The organism is Campylobacter concisus (genome assembly GCF_003048775.2).
GTDB classification, from domain to species: Bacteria; Campylobacterota; Campylobacteria; order Campylobacterales; family Campylobacteraceae; genus Campylobacter_A; species Campylobacter_A concisus_I.
The window spans coordinates 1,463,539-1,478,656 of record NZ_CP049272.1 but is presented as its reverse complement, the minus strand read 5'-3'; the positions used below and the strand labels follow the sequence as shown (position 1 = coordinate 1,478,656).

Sequence of the window (15,118 nt, the reverse complement as noted above, 5' to 3'; positions counted from 1 at the left end):
ATTTAAAGGATGAAAAATGAGTGAAATTTTATCGATCAACGACCTTGAGCTGGGTGGCGCGAAGGTATTTGTTAGGTGCGATTTTAACGTGCCGATGGACGAGTTTTTAAACATCACCGACGACCGCCGTATCCGCTCGGCGATCCCTACTATCCGCTACTGCCTGGATAACGGTTGCAGCGTGGTTTTGGCCAGCCACCTCGGACGTCCCAAAAACGGCTTTGAGGAGAAATTTTCGCTGCGAGGCGTGGCAAAGAGGCTTTCAAGGCTGCTTGATAGAGACGTGATATTTGCCGAGGACGTCGTCGGAGCGGATGCCAAGGCTAAAGTTGCCGCACTAAAACCGGGCGAAATTTTACTTCTTGAAAATTTGCGCTTTGAAAAGGGCGAGACCAAAAACGATGAGGCTTTGGCAAAAGAGCTTTCAGGATTTGGCGAATTTTACATAAACGACGCATTCGGCGTCTGCCACAGAGCACACAGCTCGGTTGAAGCGATCACTAAATTTTACGACGAGAAGCACAAGGCGGCGGGATTTTTGCTACAAAAAGAGATAAATTTCGCTCAAAATCTCATCAAACACCCGGCACGTCCGTTTGTGGCGGTCGTGGGCGGTAGTAAGGTTAGCGGCAAGCTACAAGCCCTGCACAACCTGCTTCCGCGCGTGGATAAGCTGATAATCGGCGGCGGTATGGCGTTCACGTTTTTAAAATCTCTGGGCGAAAATATCGGAAATTCGCTACTTGAAGAAGATCTCATCGAGGACGCGCGAGAAATTTTGCGCAAGGGCAGGGAGCTTGGCGTTAAAATTTACCTGCCTGTAGACGTCGTCGCGGCTCAGACGTTTTCGGCAGAAAGCGCCGTGAAGTTTGTCCCCGCGCAAGAAATACCTAGCGGCTGGATGGGGCTAGATATCGGACCGGCGTCTATTAGGCTCTTTAAAGAGGTCATCGCCGACGCGCAAACCATCTGGTGGAATGGGCCGATGGGCGTTTTTGAGATGGATAAATTTAGCAAGGGTAGCATCAAAATGAGCCACGCTATCATCGATACTCACGCTACTACGGTCGTTGGCGGCGGCGATACGGCCGACGTCGTCGAGCGCGCGGGAGATGCTGACGAGATGACCTTTATCTCCACGGGCGGAGGTGCTAGCCTGGAGCTCATCGAGGGCAAGGAACTACCCGGCATAAAACCGCTTAGAAAGGTTGCGGAGTGAGGTTTTTAGCAAATTTAAAGTGCAATCACACCAGAGCGAGCTTTACTAAATACGCTGAAATTTTAGACGCAAATTTATGCGCAAACGACGACGTGACGGTTTTTCCTCCGTTTAGCGCGCTTGATCTCGCGACTCATAAATTTAAACTCGGTGCGCAAAATTTCTACCCATGCGAAAGCGGCGCTCACACCGGAGAGATCGGTAAGGCGATGCTGGACGAGTTTGGCGTAAAAAGCGTGCTGATCGGGCACTCCGAAAGGCGCGAGCTTGGCGAGAGCGAGGAGCTTTTGCGAGCTAAATTTGATTTTGCCGTAAAGGCGGGCTGGCAGATCGTCTACTGCATCGGCGAAAATTTGAGCGTGAACGAAGCTGGCGGCACGAAGGAATTTCTGGCCGAACAGCTAAAAAATATCAACCTTGGCTACGAGAGGCTGCTGATCGCCTACGAGCCAATTTGGGCGATAGGCACGGGCAAGAGCGCTAGTGCGGAGCAAATCAAGAATGTTTTAAATTTCATCCGCGAGCAGACGAGCGCGCCGCTACTTTACGGCGGAAGCGTAAATGTCGCAAATATCGGCGGGATAGCGGGTATTAAAAACTGCGACGGAGTACTAGTAGGTACGGCAAGCTGGGACGCTTCTGGTTTCTTGGAACTTATTAGCGCGTCATCTCGCTGACGTCTTTAAATGATTTTGTAAATTTCGCTCTGTGACAGGCTATGTGCCTAGTCTTGGGACAAAATTTACTGCGAAACATTTAAATCCGCCTAGCGATATTTCCGCTTGTCGATTTATATTCAAAATTTGACGTTTTGTTAAATTTGGATTGCAAAATTTTAAGTCGCCTAGTCTAGCTTTACGATACTGCCGCTATCAAATTGCATTTAAAATTTGGCGTTTTGCGAAATTTTGCAAATTTTAATTTAATAGAATTTTAAGTCAAATTGCGAAGGATTTTTCGCTTAGTCAAGGTAGGATTTAAAAAATAAGCAGAGTAAGCATATAGTTTTTGAGTATTGCTTTTAAAATTTTAACGAAAGATAAATAACTCTGCTTGTAGCTGTAAGCTTATGAAGTAGAAAAAGTTAAGTAGCTTTAATAAAAAGGAGAACAAATGATTTTAAAAGGCAAAAAAGGCCTAATCGTCGGCGTCGCTAACGCCAAATCCATCGCTTACGGTATCGCCGAAGCTTGTTATGCCCAGGGTGCGCAAATGGCGTTTACCTACCTAAACGATGCGCTGAAAAAACGCGTAGAGCCAATCGCAGAGGAGTTTGGTAGCAAATTCGTCTATGAGCTCGACGTAAACAACCCCGCTCACCTAGACGGTCTTGCGGATCGCATCAAAGCAGACCTTGGCGAGATTGATTTTGTTGTGCATGCAGTGGCTTACGCACCGAAAGAAGCGCTTGAGGGTGAGTTTGTAAACACAACTAAAGAGGCCTTCGACATCGCGATGGGCACTAGCGTTTATTCGCTGCTAAGCCTTACTCGCGCGGTGCTACCGGTGCTAAAAGAAGGCGGCTCGGTGCTTACGCTCACATATCTAGGCGGACCGAAATTTGTACCTCACTACAACGTAATGGGCGTCGCTAAAGCAGCACTTGAAAGCTCAGTTCGCTACCTAGCGCACGACCTTGGCGCTAAAAATATCCGCGTAAATGCGATCAGCGCAGGCCCTATCAAAACGCTTGCTGCAAGCGGAATAGGCGATTTTAGGATGATTTTACGCTATAACGAAGTAAATAGCCCGCTAAAACGCAACGTTACGACTGAAGACGTCGGCAACAGCGCGATGTATCTACTTAGCGACCTAGCTAGCGGCGTAACAGGCGAGGTTCACTACGTAGACTGCGGCTATAACATCATGGGCATGGGCGACGTGGCTACCGATGCCGAGGGCAATACTATCCTAGCTTGGGACGCAAAATAATCTACTAATACAAATTTGGCGGGGTAACTCGCCAAACTCTTCTTTTAAAATTCATTAAATTTACCGCAAGTGCATACAAAATGAGCTTTAGATGAGCTTATAGACGCAATAGGCCAGGCTGGGCACTGATCAAGGAGTGGCTAAAAGAGACCAAAACGACTATGGAATTTTGTCTCTTGATGAGGGCAGGGCGCAAAGAGCGATTTTTTTTAGGCTTCAAGTAGCCACTCGATCGTCGATGGATGCGCTTGTTTATAGGTATGGTGGCATCGTGATGAATGGAGGTTGACTGTGCCTGCTTGTCCCAGGATGCGAGCAGATGAAGTATGGAATTTATAGATTTAATCTTGAAAGAGCTTTAGTGAAGAAGAGCATATGCCTAGCAACTTACTCGTGACAAACGTTATTTTGGATAAATTTTTCTTGCTAAATGGCGTCGCCTTTGGTGGTAAAGTAGGCAACGTTTTACTACGCACCAGAATTGGCAAATGGGAGGATACACAGCTTGACTACTCATAGTTTTTATAATGGTCGCTTTGTGGCGACATATCTAAATTTTACGAGCTTTATCGCTGGGACTGCTGGTGTGAGGATGTGAGAAATTTTAGTCTTGATAGGATAATATTTGTACTACTGCCGATAGTTTGGCAAGGCGTCGACATAAAGCTAAGACTAAAAGATATGAAAAAAGATAGTATTTGCATGAATGAATATTTCAATTTTGTCTTTAAGAGCGTCTAATAAATTTGCATGATGCTTCCATTAGATTCAAGAGTTTTGCTCTATCTTATTTAAAATTTATAAAATTTTTTCATAATCTACTTAAGAGTGTTTATAAAAACAATTCTGAGCGCTAAAAAAGTAAAATTTATTTTAGATTTCTTAAGCCTTTCTTGATAAAAATTATCTACAAAATTTAAGAATTTTTATACTTATAAGACTTTTTCTATTAAAAATTAACCTTATTTACTACCTTGATAAAATCATATAATTTAGTCCTTTATTTCGATATTTATTTACTTCATTAGATAATTAAAATTTAAAAATAGTTTATATTTTTATCTAGAAACTCAAAAATTTATCAAAAATCTATACTTAAAATTATAATATTCAATCTCAAAATTATGCTATAAAATTAAAATAGTAATTTTAATAACCAAATTAGGAGGAAATATGAGATTTAAAAGCTTGTTTAAACTCTCTCTTGCAGCAAGCATAGCAGTTTGTGCAAATGGGGCAGACGAGAGCGTATTAAACGGAGTTAAGGTAACAAGTAGCAGTGGCGGATATGGCGTTGATGACATCAAAATTTCAACTAGAAACGCCGGCCTAGTAAAAGACGTGATGAGAGATATTCCTAGCGTTTATGTGGGCGGCACAAACGGCATGAACCAAAAAATTTATATGAGGGGCGTTAGCGACCGCGGTCTAAATATCACGATAGATGGCGCGAAGCAAAACGGAAATACATTTCACCATAACGCTGACTTGCTTATAGATCCTGATCTTATAAAAGCCGTTGATGTCGAGGTTGGCTCAAGATCAGTGGTAAATGGCTCAGGCGCGCTTGGTGGTTCGGTCGCCTTTAAAACGGTCGATGCAAAAGACTTGCTAAAAAGCGGCGAGATCATCGGCGCAAAGATAAAAACAGGATACGCCTCAAATAACAGCTAATTTTCACAAGGTCTTATGCTATTTACTGCTCCAGTTGAGGGGCTTGATTTTATAGCCGCTATTAATCACAAAGGCTACGACTACGGCAAAAGTGGCAACAAAAGAAGGATAGGTGGCGATGGAAACGATCTTAGCTATCTTTTAAAGCTTGGTTACAGCTTCCTTGACGCACATAGAATTTCTATCTCAAGAGAGCATAATGAGTTCAAAGGCATTTATCCTTTAAGAGCAGAATTTAGTAGCTGGTATGATGATTCAAATGCTTTTGACAACCGCAAATATGAGCGTGATACTACAACGTTAAAATACGAGTATAAACCAAGTGATCTTCTAAATTTAGACGTAACGGTATACAATACCGAGCATAAAAAAGATGACCCAGTCTTAAAAATTTTAGGCGTAAAAACAAACGGCATAAATGCAAAGGCTAAAAGCGTAGTTGAGACCGGCGCTTTGACGCAGACGCTTAGATACGGAGCCGAGTTTTATCAAAGTAAAAATTTTAATAAGCCGAATAATAACTATCCTGAAAAGGTAAATAACTACTCAATCTACGCAGAAGACGTGCTAAATTTTGGCTCGCTAACCGTTACTCCTGGCATCAGATACACTCGCCACGAGTTAAAAAGCTATGATGGTAGAGCCGGAAACGTAAAGAGTTATACCTATAAATTTGATGAATTTACCCCGGCGCTTGCGCTTGACTATGAGATCCTTAAAGGACTTAACGCATTTGCAAGCTATGCAAGAGTCTTTAGAGGGCCTGACGTTATGGAGTTGATGATGGCAGGTGGAAGCAGAAGCTGGGAAGCAAACAAAGATCTGAAACCTACAACTGGCAACAGCTACGAAACTGGTCTTAAATACCACGGCGATATAAATGAAGCTAGCTCATATAGCTTATCTGCAAAATATTTCATGACAAAATATAAAAATTTAATAGTCGATAATAACGCAGCAGGTGGTAGAACAAATCCGATAATGATTAGAAAAAATGCTGGCGGGGCAGACATAAGCGGCGTTGAGCTACTTGCAAGGCTAAATTTAGACGCGCTGAGCCTAGCTGCTAGCTACACTCATCAAAAGGTAAAATATAAAGATAGGGTCGCTAAAGCAAACGGCGGCTACTACACCTCAAACGTCATCGGCTACCGCGATCAGGGCGATAAATATACATTTAACGCAGAGTATGCATTTTCTAGCATTGATACGCTAATAGGTTACAACCTAATCTACTTTGCATCAAAAAATACCGTCTCAGCTGGCAATGATAAAAATGTCAAGATACCAAGCTACGCAGTTAGCGATATCTACGCTAGCTATACGCCAAGCAGCGGTAAGTTTAAAGGGCTAGAGATAAATGCTGGAATTTATAACCTCTTTAATAAAACTTATGCTTCGCAGTCTCAAAGAGAAGCTGGATATACAGGCAAGCCAATTTTCGTAGACTGGGAGCCAGGTAGAAATTTCAAAGTAAACGTATCTTATAAATTTTAACTTCAAGGCAAGGTGAGAACCTTGCCAAATTTCTCTTTTGTATAAAAATTCTAGCTTTTTTCACCATGCTGTTTGTTTTAAAATTAATATAGTATCATTTTGACAACTAAACTTTTTGGGAGAAAAAAATGATGCAGAAGCACTTTGAAGTGGTAATTGTCGGAGCAGGTATTAGTGGGACGGCGCTCTTTTATGAGTTGGCTGCATTTAGCGATATAAAGAAGGTCGCACTTTTAGAAAAATATGACGGCGTAGCTACTCTAAATTCAAACGGCAAAGGCAACTCACAAACCATTCATTGTGGCGATATTGAGACAAACTATACACTAGAAAAGGCAAAAAAAGTCTCTCGTGTGGCAAATATGCCAGTAAAATATGCTCTAAAATACAATCTTGATGGTAAATATATGTTCGCTCATCAAAAGATGGCACTAGCTATCGGAGATGTCGAAGTAGAGCGCATGAAAGAAAGATATGAGAGTTTTAGAGAGCTTTTTCCTTACCTTGAAATTTATGACAAAGAGAAGTTAAAACAGATCGAGCCAAACGTCGTTTTTGACGCAAATGGTAATGAGAGGCCAGAAAACATCATCGCCATAGGCACGCAAAATGGGCAGTTTACGACGATGGACTTTGGTGGCTTAGCAAACTCACTTGTGCAAAATGCGCTAAATTTAGGCGGAGATGGCTATGAGATCAGCCTAAACTCAGAAGTAACTGATATAAAAAAGGCTGGCGATACATTTCACATAAAGATAAATGATGGCGAGGTGATCACTGCAAACTACGTCGTAGTAGATGCTGGAGGGCATTCGCTATTTTTGGCTCACAAAATGGGTTATGGGCTTCATCTTAGCACATTGCCCGTTGCTGGAAGCTTTTATTTCGCAAAAAAACGCTTGCTAAATGGCAAAGTTTATATGGTGCAAAACGATAAGCTACCATTTGCCGCGCTTCACGGCGATCCAGATATCTTAGCTAATGGAAACACTCGCTTTGGACCAACAGCCCTAGTCATACCAAAACTAGAGAGATACCACGGCTGTTCAAGCTTTTTTGACTTTTGTAAATGCCTAAAATTTGATAAAAATGTCTTTGAAGTCTTTACAAATCTCTTAAAAGATAGCGACATCAGATCTTATATTTTAAGAAATTTCTTATTTGAAGTGCCATTTATCAATAAAAAAGAATTTGTAAAAGACGCTAGAAAGATCGTGCCAAGCCTAAGTGAAAATGACCTAAGCTATGCTATAAATTTTGGCGGCGTAAGACCGCAAGTTATCGACCGTAATAAAAAGTGCCTTGAGCTTGGCGAGGGCAAGATAAGCACAGGCGAGGGCATAAGTTTTAATATGACTCCAAGCCCTGGGGCTACTAGTTGTTTTGAAATAGCAAGAACTGATATGATCGAAGCCTGTAAATTTTTAGGTAAAAATTTTAACGAAGAGAAATTTAACGCTGAGTTTTTTTGAATAAAAATGGGAGTGTTTGATATTTTTAAAAAAGGTGCGGATATGCCAAAAACAGCGCAACAAAGAAAAGATGAGAGTATAAAAATTTTAAAAAAAGAGGGTGTGGCTGTGCTTGAGAGTCTGCCACTAAGGTATGACAATAGTGAAGTTACGCCAAGAAGCATTGACGAGATCATTGCTCGTGCGGTTTGCTCATTTACAGCGATCATGTGTGCTTGCACTATCCGCGACAATGGCCACTTAAGTGAAGATGAAATAGCTTGGGCTAAAGACTTTTTGGGCGATTTTTATGGCGATCTAAGTGTAAAAGAAAAAGAGGTCGTAGAGGGTAGAGCCGATATAAATTTGGCCGTAAATATGGGCTGGAAATATGAGTCGCTTTGGATCTTGCTTTGGGCGCTTGGCATAGCTGAAGATATCGGTAAGATGGATAAAATTTGCGACTGTGATTTTGTGATGAATGTATTTAGAGAGGGTGGGCTCAAAAACCGCTCAAAACCGCGCAGTTTGGATGAAATTTTAAGCAAACTTGACCTAGTTTATCGTTATCACTGGGCATGTGTGGACGCAAGGATAAATGGCAAAAAGGTTGCTGGACTTGACGAAGAGGTCGTTATGGAAAGACGTGCAGGGCTTGAGTGGCTATGTTGCAAAGGTTTGGAAAATGACGACTTAAGAGCTGAATTTAACGCTTGGGACCACCCTGATCTAAATACGTAAATTTACATTTTTGCACTAAAATAAGCCAAAAATGAAAGGAAAAATATGAAAATTTTAGTAACTGGAACAGCTGGATTTATAGGATTTCACCTTGCAAATGCCCTTGTAGCACGCGGCGATGAGGTTGTCGGATATGACGTTATAAATGACTACTATGATGTAAATTTAAAGCTTGCACGCCTAAAAACAGCTGGTTTTGAGACGAGCGAGATAGAGTATGGCAAGCTAATCACCTCAAAAACGCATCCAAATTTAAAATTTATAAAAGCCGATCTGGCCGACGAAAAGACGATGAAAGAGCTTTTTGCGAGCGAGAAATTTGACGTAGTGGTAAATTTAGCTGCGCAGGCAGGTGTTCGCTACTCTCTCATAAACCCAAAAGCCTATATAGACAGCAACATCACAGGCTTTATGAATATCTTAGAATGCTGCCGCCACAATGAGATAAAAAATTTAGTCTATGCAAGCTCAAGCTCGGTTTACGGCTTAAATGAGAACATGCCATTTTCTACGCACGAGGCGGTAAATCACCCTATAAGCCTCTACGCAGCGACTAAAAAGAGCAACGAGATGATGGCGCACACTTATAGTCATCTTTTTGGCGTGCCAACGACTGGACTTCGCTTTTTTACGGTGTATGGACCATGGGGACGCCCTGATATGGCACTATTTTTATTTGTTGATGCTGCACTTAAAGATAAAACTATCGATGTTTTCAACTACGGCAAGATGAAGCGTGACTTTACCTACGTGGATGACATTGTAAAGGGTATCATTAAGTGTATCGACAACCCAGCAAAACCTAATCTAAACTGGGATGCAAAGCATCCAGATCCTGCCACTTCAAAAGCGCCGTTTAAGGTCTATAATATCGGCAATAATAGCCCAGTCGAGCTCATGGACTACATCAAGGCGGTTGAGATAAAGATCGGCCGCGAGATCAAGAAAAATTTCCTCCCACTTCAAGCAGGCGACGTACCAGCGACATTTGCAGATGTGAGCGATCTGGTGGCTGACTTTGACTACAAGCCAAATACAAAAGTAAATGACGGCGTGGCTAAATTTGTCGAGTGGTACTGCGAGTTTTACGGAGTTGAGATTTAAGGGACACAGATGAGGCGATGTGAATGGGCAAAAGGCGAGCTTGATATCGCTTACCACGATAACGAATGGGGTAAAGTCGTAAAAGATGATAGAAAATTTTTCGAAATGATAGTTCTGGAGGGCTTTCAGGCGGGACTTTCATGGCATGGAGTGCTTCAAAAAAGAGAGGCCATGAGAGAGGCGTTTGATGGCTTTGATCCAGAGAAGATCAAGCTTTATGGCGAGGACGAAATAGCGAAATTTATGCAAAATGAGAGGTTGATTCGAAACAGATTAAAACTAAAATCGCTTTCTGCAAACGCCATTGCATTTTTATCCGTAACCAAAGAATTTGGCAGCTTTTATGACTATCTGTGGGGGCATTTACTTAAAAAATTTGACCCGAAATTTGACGGCAAAAAGATCATAAATCACTATCAAGATATCAAACAAGTGCCAGCTACTACGCTGATGTCTGACTTTGTGGCAAAGGAGCTAAAAAAGCGAGGGCTTAAATTTCTAGGCTCTGTTAGCACCTATGCCTTTTTGCAAAGTGTGGGCGTTGTAGACGATCATCTGGACTATTGTTTTTGCAAGGCAAAAGCCTGATCAGAATAATTTTTGCGGTTCTACTCCTTTTAAATTTTGCATTTTCTCTTGACTTGCTGCGCCTTAGCGAGTATAAAGAGCAAAACGTCTCAGGCTGGCTAGCTAGCGAAAAGCTTGATGGTGTGCGTGCCTACTGGGACGGAGAGAATTTACTCTCAAGGCAGGGCAAAAAGCTGAATGCACCGCTAAGTTTTACTAAAAATTTCCCAAAATTTGCACTCGATGGCGAGCTTTACGCAAAGGAGCTTAAATTTGAAGAAATTCAAGCAAGCGTGATGGATAAGCTGCCAGACGAAAAGGCGTGGAACAGGCTTAAATTTCATATTTTTGATGTGCCTGAGGCAAATGGTGACTTGCTTGACCGTATTGAAGTTTTGGCTAAATTTTTAAAAAATAAGCCAAATCAAAATTTAATCATCATAAAACAGATAAAAATGCGTGATAACGCCCAGTTTTTAAAATTTACAGAGGACATTATTGTAAAGGGCGGAGAGGGAGCAGTCGTGCGTGAGCCAAATGCGCCGTACGAGCGAAAACGAAGTAAAAATGCGCTTAAATTTAAGAAATTTAAAGACGCCGAGTGTGAAGTGACCGCTATAAACAAAGGCAGCGGCAAATACGCAAAATTTGCTGGCTCGCTTACCTGCAAAGCACTTGGTGGTAAAGATGACGAAGAAAAAGCTGGCGAGCCAAAATCTGGCACTATCTTTAAAATAGGATCAGGACTAAGCGATGAAAAGCGCCAAAATCCCCCAAAAATAGGCTCTATCATCACATATAAATTTCAAAATTTAACTGCTAATGGCAAGCCAAGATTTCCAATATTTTTAAGGGTTAGAGAAGATTAAAATTTATTCAAAAGCCTTGCTTTACTTTTGCTTTACTCTATTTTTGATAAAATTAACCACTTTTTACGAAAGGCTTAAACTTGAAGATTTTAATAACAGGTGGTGCTGGATACATCGGCAGCCACGTAGTAAAAGCACTTTTAAAGCAAGGCAATGATGAGATAACCATCATCGATAATCTCTGCAAGGGCTCACAAAAAGCACTTGAGGCGCTCCAAAAAATCGGAAAATTCAAATTTATAAATGCAAATTTAGAAGATGATCTAAGTGAAATTTTTGAAAATGGTAAATTTGATGCAATCATCCATTTTGCGGCGTTTATCGAGGTTTTTGAGAGTATGAGCGAGCCACTAAAATACTATCTAAACAACACCGCAAACGTTGCGAGGGTGCTAAGATACGCAAAAACTTACAATGTAAATAAATTTATATTTAGCTCAACTGCCGCAGTTTATGGCGAGCCAGACGTGGCGGAAGTGAGCGAAACAACGCCTACAAATCCGATAAATCCATACGGCAGAAGTAAACTTATGAGTGAGCAGATCATTAAAGACTACGCCGCTTCAAATGAAAATTTTAAATTTGCAATACTTCGCTACTTCAACGTGGCAGGTGCAGACGAAGAGGGGCTGATCGGTCAAAATTATCCAAATGCCACGCACCTTATCAAGGTAGCTGTGCAAACTATACTTGGCAAGCGTGAGAATATGGGCATCTTTGGCGATAATTATGCGACAAAAGATGGTACATGCGTAAGAGACTATATTCACGTTAGCGACCTAGCAGATGCTCACATAAGCGCGCTTGACTACATCAGTCAAAATGGTAGCGAAACTTTTAACGTGGGATACGGCAGAGGATTTAGCGTAAAAGAGGTTATCGAGACCGCAAAAGAGGTGAGTGGGGTAAATTTTAAGGTGCTAAATGCGCCAAGAAGGGACGGCGACCCAGCTATCCTTATCTCAAATGCGAGCAAACTGCGCTCTCTAACAAGCTGGAAGCCAAAAAGAGACGATCTAACGCTCATTATAAAAACCGCCCTTGAGTGGGAAAAGAGAATTTAAGGACAAACATGAAAATAGCAGTAATCGGAACCGGATACGTTGGACTAGTAAGCGGTGCATGCTTTGCTAAAATGGGCAACAGCGTGATCTGCGTCGATGTCGATGAAAAAAAGATCGAGGCACTAAAAAACGGCGTCGTACCGATATATGAGCCAGGGCTTGCTGATATCGTGAGTGAGTGCTATAAAAATGGCTCGCTTAAATTTAGCACGCAAATAACTGAAGCACTAGAGCATGCGGATGTGCTATTTATCGCAGTTGGTACGCCTATGGGCGCTGATGGACAGGCGGATTTAAAATATGTCCTATCGGTGGCAAAATCTATCGGAGAAAATTTAAGCAAACCGCTAATCGTAGTCGATAAATCAACCGTTCCGGTAGGCACAGGAGCTAAGGTGCATGAGGTGATCGAGGCTGAGCTTAAAAAGAGAAATGCAAAGGTTAAATTTGAAGTCGTCTCAAACCCAGAGTTTTTAAAAGAGGGCGCGGCGGTTGAAGATTTTTTAAAGCCAGATCGCGTAGTTATCGGAGCTAGCAGCGAGTGGGGCTTTAGCGTGATGAGAGAGCTTTACGAGCCATTTATGAAAAATCACGACAGACTCATTTGTATGGACGTAAAATCAGCCGAGATGACAAAATACGCTGCAAATTCGATGCTAGCAACCAAAATAAGCTTCATAAACGAGATAGCAAATATCTGTGAACGCGTGGGCGCTGATGTAAATTTAGTAAGAAAAGGCATCGGCAGCGACTCTCGTATCGGTTATAGCTTCATCTATCCAGGCTGCGGATACGGTGGCAGCTGCTTTCCAAAAGACGTCGAGGCACTCATCTACACAGCTAGACAAAATGGCTTTGAGCCAGAGCTTCTAAACGCGGTCGAGTCAAGAAATAAGGCTCAAAAAAGAGTACTGTTTGATAAAATTTATAACTTCTTTGGCGGCGATCTAAAGGGCAAAACTATCGCTCTTTGGGGGCTTGCATTTAAGCCAAACACAGACGATATGCGCGAGGCTAGCTCGATAACATTGATAAAGCTTTTAGACGAAGCTGGCGCAAAAGTGGTCGCTTATGATCCAAAATCAAGCGAAGAAGCTAAAAAATATATGCCAAATTTAGATGTAAAATACGCTAAAAATAAATATGACGCGCTTAATAACGCCGATGCTATGGTGCTTGTGACTGAGTGGAGTGAGTTTAGATCGCCTGATTTTATGGAGATCAAAGAGAGGCTAAAAAATGCTGTCATATTTGATGGACGAAATCAATACAACGCTAAAATTTTAGCCGAGCATGGATTTAAGTATTTTCAAATCGGAGTAAAGGCATGAGAAAATTTTTACTTTTTATCGTAGCTTGCGTGCTTCCGTTTGCGCTTTTTGCAGGCGAAAACGCGCCAAAAACCGAGGAAAATATCTTTGAGCTACCTATTTCAAAGATGCCACCTGATTATTTTAAATACGAAGTCGCATTTTTTAAAGAGATAGAAATCGACTGCAACTTCGCCTTTTTACTCGGCGGAAAACTCGAGGAAAAAGAAGACGCGCACGGGATTTATTACGAATTTAATGGCGGGGATGAGCTAGCGCAAACGATGATGCTCTGCAAGGACGCAAAGAAAAAGAGACGGGTTTATTATGAATTTACTAAAATTTTACCAGGCATTAGCCCTATTAGGATCATAACTCCAAAAGGTGTAAGTGCGGAAATAAGAATGTATGAGCGCGTAAAAAAGATAGAAGCAAAAAAGAAAGGAAAAAATAAATGAAAATAGCAGTAGTAGGACTTGGATATGTGGGACTTCCACTTGCAGCAGCTTTTAGCGAAAAGTACGAAGTAGTAGGCTTTGATGTAAATGCAAAACGTATAGAAGAGCTTAAAAGTGGCTATGATAGAACGCTTGAGCTTAGCAATGAGCAGATGAAAAAAGCGATCGATAATGGCATGAAATTTAGCCTAAATTTAGATGACATCAGAAGTTGCAACTTCTTTATCGTGACCGTCCCAACTCCGATAGATAAGAACAAACGCCCTGATCTAACTCCAGTGGTAAAAGCGACTGAGAGCGTGGCAAAAGTGCTTAAAAAAGGCGACATTGTTGTCTATGAAAGCACCGTTTATCCAGGCGTTACAGAAGAAATTTGCGTGCCACTTCTTGAAAAGAGTGGGCTTAAATTTAACAAAGACTTCTTCTGCGGCTACTCTCCAGAGCGCATAAACCCAGGCGACAAAGAGCACACTGTTACAAAGATCAAAAAGATCACAAGTGGCTCAACTCCAGAGATCGCTGACAAGGTTGATGAAATTTATCGCTCTATCATCACAGCTGGCACTCATAAGGCCTCAAGTATCAAAGTAGCCGAGGCTGCAAAGGTCATCGAAAACACTCAGCGTGATATAAACATCGCCTTTATAAACGAGCTTGCGATGCTCTTTGAAAAGCTTCACATCAACACTATCGACGTGCTTGAGGCTGCAGGTACGAAGTGGAATTTCTTAAATTTCCGCCCAGGTCTAGTTGGTGGTCACTGCATCGGCGTAGATCCATATTATCTAACTCACAAAGCTCAAGAAGTAGGTTATCATCCTGAAATGATCCTAGCAGGCCGCCGTATCAACGACGACATGGGCAGATACGCAGCTGATCAGGTTATAAAACTAATGATAAGAAAAGGTGTGCTTATAAACAAAGCGCGCGTGCTTGTTCTTGGTATGACATTTAAAGAAAACTGCCCAGATATAAGAAATTCTCGCGTTATAGACGTAGTTGATGAGCTAAAAGACTTTGGCTGCAAGGTCGATGTGACCGATCCTTGGGCTGATAGCACTGAGGTAAAACACGAGTACGGCTTTGATTTAGTGAAAGAGTATAGCCTAGATGACTACGACTGCATCGTGATTGCCGTAGCTCACAATGAGTTTAAAAAGCTAAATTTAAAAGGCCATTTAGTTTACGATATAAAAAATATCTACCCAGAGGCTGACGCTAGGCTGTAAGGA

Annotated in this window: 16 protein-coding genes and 1 pseudogene; all 17 read left to right on the top strand. The window is 41.8% G+C overall.

Annotated features, from left to right (window positions below):
* Positions 1 to 16 precede the first annotated feature (16 nt).
* The 17 genes and pseudogenes from CVT17_RS07360 (at position 17) to CVT17_RS07295 (ending at position 15,115) form a co-directional block, all read left to right on the top strand.
* Positions 17 to 1,219 (top strand): phosphoglycerate kinase, encoded by a 1,203-nt coding sequence (locus CVT17_RS07360; protein WP_107858533.1) that lies wholly within the window; start codon positions 17 to 19, stop codon positions 1,217 to 1,219.
* Entirely contained in the window at positions 1,216 to 1,896 is a 681-nt protein-coding gene (locus CVT17_RS07355) for a triose-phosphate isomerase (protein WP_107858532.1), read from the top strand. Before CVT17_RS07360 ends, CVT17_RS07355 begins: the two co-directional genes overlap by 4 nt.
* A 436-nt stretch (positions 1,897 to 2,332) precedes the next feature.
* The gene (gene fabI / locus CVT17_RS07350; protein WP_087577534.1) at positions 2,333 to 3,151 is read left to right on the top strand and encodes an enoyl-ACP reductase FabI; all 819 of its coding nucleotides are present in this window, start codon (positions 2,333 to 2,335) and stop codon (positions 3,149 to 3,151) included.
* 136 nt (positions 3,152 to 3,287) lie between these two features.
* Positions 3,288 to 3,440 carry a DUF2625 family protein gene (locus tag CVT17_RS09380; RefSeq protein ID WP_230853283.1) on the top strand — a complete coding sequence of 51 codons (153 nt, stop codon included), beginning with the start codon at positions 3,288 to 3,290 and terminating at the stop codon, positions 3,438 to 3,440.
* A gap of 86 nt (positions 3,441 to 3,526) precedes the next feature.
* The gene (locus tag CVT17_RS09375; RefSeq protein WP_230853282.1) at positions 3,527 to 3,670 is read left to right on the top strand and encodes a hypothetical protein; all 144 of its coding nucleotides are present in this window, start codon (positions 3,527 to 3,529) and stop codon (positions 3,668 to 3,670) included.
* A 21-nt stretch (positions 3,671 to 3,691) separates the two neighbouring features.
* A pseudogene (locus tag CVT17_RS09370) lies at positions 3,692 to 3,892 on the top strand (DUF2625 family protein); the annotation flags it as partial.
* A gap of 432 nt (positions 3,893 to 4,324) precedes the next feature.
* Positions 4,325 to 4,825 carry a TonB-dependent receptor plug domain-containing protein gene (locus tag CVT17_RS09365; RefSeq protein ID WP_230853280.1) on the top strand — a complete coding sequence of 167 codons (501 nt, stop codon included), beginning with the start codon at positions 4,325 to 4,327 and terminating at the stop codon, positions 4,823 to 4,825.
* 15 nt (positions 4,826 to 4,840) lie between these two features.
* Positions 4,841 to 6,322 (top strand): TonB-dependent receptor domain-containing protein, encoded by a 1,482-nt coding sequence (locus CVT17_RS07340; RefSeq protein WP_230853279.1) that lies wholly within the window; start codon positions 4,841 to 4,843, stop codon positions 6,320 to 6,322.
* A 128-nt stretch (positions 6,323 to 6,450) separates the two neighbouring features.
* Positions 6,451 to 7,794, top strand: a complete 1,344-nt coding sequence (locus tag CVT17_RS07335) for an FAD-dependent oxidoreductase (RefSeq protein WP_107858531.1) — start codon at positions 6,451 to 6,453, stop codon at positions 7,792 to 7,794.
* A 42-nt stretch (positions 7,795 to 7,836) separates the two neighbouring features.
* A complete protein-coding gene (locus tag CVT17_RS07330) occupies positions 7,837 to 8,514 on the top strand; it encodes a DUF4272 domain-containing protein (RefSeq protein WP_230853278.1) in 678 nt (225 codons plus the stop codon).
* Positions 8,515 to 8,559: 45 nt separating this feature from the next.
* Positions 8,560 to 9,618 carry an NAD-dependent epimerase gene (locus CVT17_RS07325; RefSeq protein WP_107858529.1) on the top strand — a complete coding sequence of 353 codons (1,059 nt, stop codon included), beginning with the start codon at positions 8,560 to 8,562 and terminating at the stop codon, positions 9,616 to 9,618.
* A 9-nt stretch (positions 9,619 to 9,627) separates the two neighbouring features.
* Positions 9,628 to 10,206, top strand: a complete 579-nt coding sequence (locus tag CVT17_RS07320) for a DNA-3-methyladenine glycosylase I (protein WP_107858528.1) — start codon at positions 9,628 to 9,630, stop codon at positions 10,204 to 10,206.
* Positions 10,206 to 11,054, top strand: a complete 849-nt coding sequence (locus CVT17_RS07315) for a DNA ligase (protein ID WP_107858574.1) — start codon at positions 10,206 to 10,208, stop codon at positions 11,052 to 11,054. The genes CVT17_RS07320 and CVT17_RS07315 overlap by 1 nt, the downstream gene beginning before the upstream one ends.
* Positions 11,055 to 11,134: 80 nt before the next feature.
* Complete coding sequence (galE, locus tag CVT17_RS07310; protein ID WP_107858527.1) at positions 11,135 to 12,118, top strand: UDP-glucose 4-epimerase GalE; 984 nt, start codon at positions 11,135 to 11,137, stop codon at positions 12,116 to 12,118.
* Positions 12,119 to 12,126: 8 nt separating this feature from the next.
* Positions 12,127 to 13,449, top strand: a complete 1,323-nt coding sequence (locus CVT17_RS07305; RefSeq protein WP_107770772.1) for a UDP-glucose dehydrogenase family protein — start codon at positions 12,127 to 12,129, stop codon at positions 13,447 to 13,449.
* The gene (locus CVT17_RS07300) at positions 13,446 to 13,886 is read left to right on the top strand and encodes an ecotin family protein (RefSeq protein ID WP_107770771.1); all 441 of its coding nucleotides are present in this window, start codon (positions 13,446 to 13,448) and stop codon (positions 13,884 to 13,886) included. Before CVT17_RS07305 ends, CVT17_RS07300 begins: the two co-directional genes overlap by 4 nt.
* Entirely contained in the window at positions 13,883 to 15,115 is a 1,233-nt protein-coding gene (locus tag CVT17_RS07295; protein ID WP_107858526.1) for a nucleotide sugar dehydrogenase, read from the top strand. Before CVT17_RS07300 ends, CVT17_RS07295 begins: the two co-directional genes overlap by 4 nt.
* Positions 15,116 to 15,118 lie beyond the last annotated feature (3 nt).

What these genes read in the sequence shown, in the direction of transcription:
- CVT17_RS07360 (WP_107858533.1), top strand. Translation starts at nt 17, where the DNA reads ATGAGTGAAATTTTATCGATCAACGACCTTGAGCTGGGTGGCGCGAAG.
- fabI (WP_087577534.1), top strand. Translation starts at nt 2,333, where the DNA reads ATGATTTTAAAAGGCAAAAAAGGCCTAATCGTCGGCGTCGCTAACGCC.
- CVT17_RS09375 (WP_230853282.1), top strand. Translation starts at nt 3,527, where the DNA reads ATGCCTAGCAACTTACTCGTGACAAACGTTATTTTGGATAAATTTTTC.
- CVT17_RS09365 (WP_230853280.1), top strand. Translation starts at nt 4,325, where the DNA reads ATGAGATTTAAAAGCTTGTTTAAACTCTCTCTTGCAGCAAGCATAGCA.
- CVT17_RS07340 (WP_230853279.1), top strand. Translation starts at nt 4,841, where the DNA reads ATGCTATTTACTGCTCCAGTTGAGGGGCTTGATTTTATAGCCGCTATT.
- CVT17_RS07335 (WP_107858531.1), top strand. Translation starts at nt 6,451, where the DNA reads ATGATGCAGAAGCACTTTGAAGTGGTAATTGTCGGAGCAGGTATTAGT.
- CVT17_RS07330 (WP_230853278.1), top strand. Translation starts at nt 7,837, where the DNA reads ATGCCAAAAACAGCGCAACAAAGAAAAGATGAGAGTATAAAAATTTTA.
- CVT17_RS07325 (WP_107858529.1), top strand. Translation starts at nt 8,560, where the DNA reads ATGAAAATTTTAGTAACTGGAACAGCTGGATTTATAGGATTTCACCTT.
- CVT17_RS07320 (WP_107858528.1), top strand. Translation starts at nt 9,628, where the DNA reads ATGAGGCGATGTGAATGGGCAAAAGGCGAGCTTGATATCGCTTACCAC.
- CVT17_RS07305 (WP_107770772.1), top strand. Translation starts at nt 12,127, where the DNA reads ATGAAAATAGCAGTAATCGGAACCGGATACGTTGGACTAGTAAGCGGT.
- CVT17_RS07300 (WP_107770771.1), top strand. Translation starts at nt 13,446, where the DNA reads ATGAGAAAATTTTTACTTTTTATCGTAGCTTGCGTGCTTCCGTTTGCG.
- CVT17_RS07295 (WP_107858526.1), top strand. Translation starts at nt 13,883, where the DNA reads ATGAAAATAGCAGTAGTAGGACTTGGATATGTGGGACTTCCACTTGCA.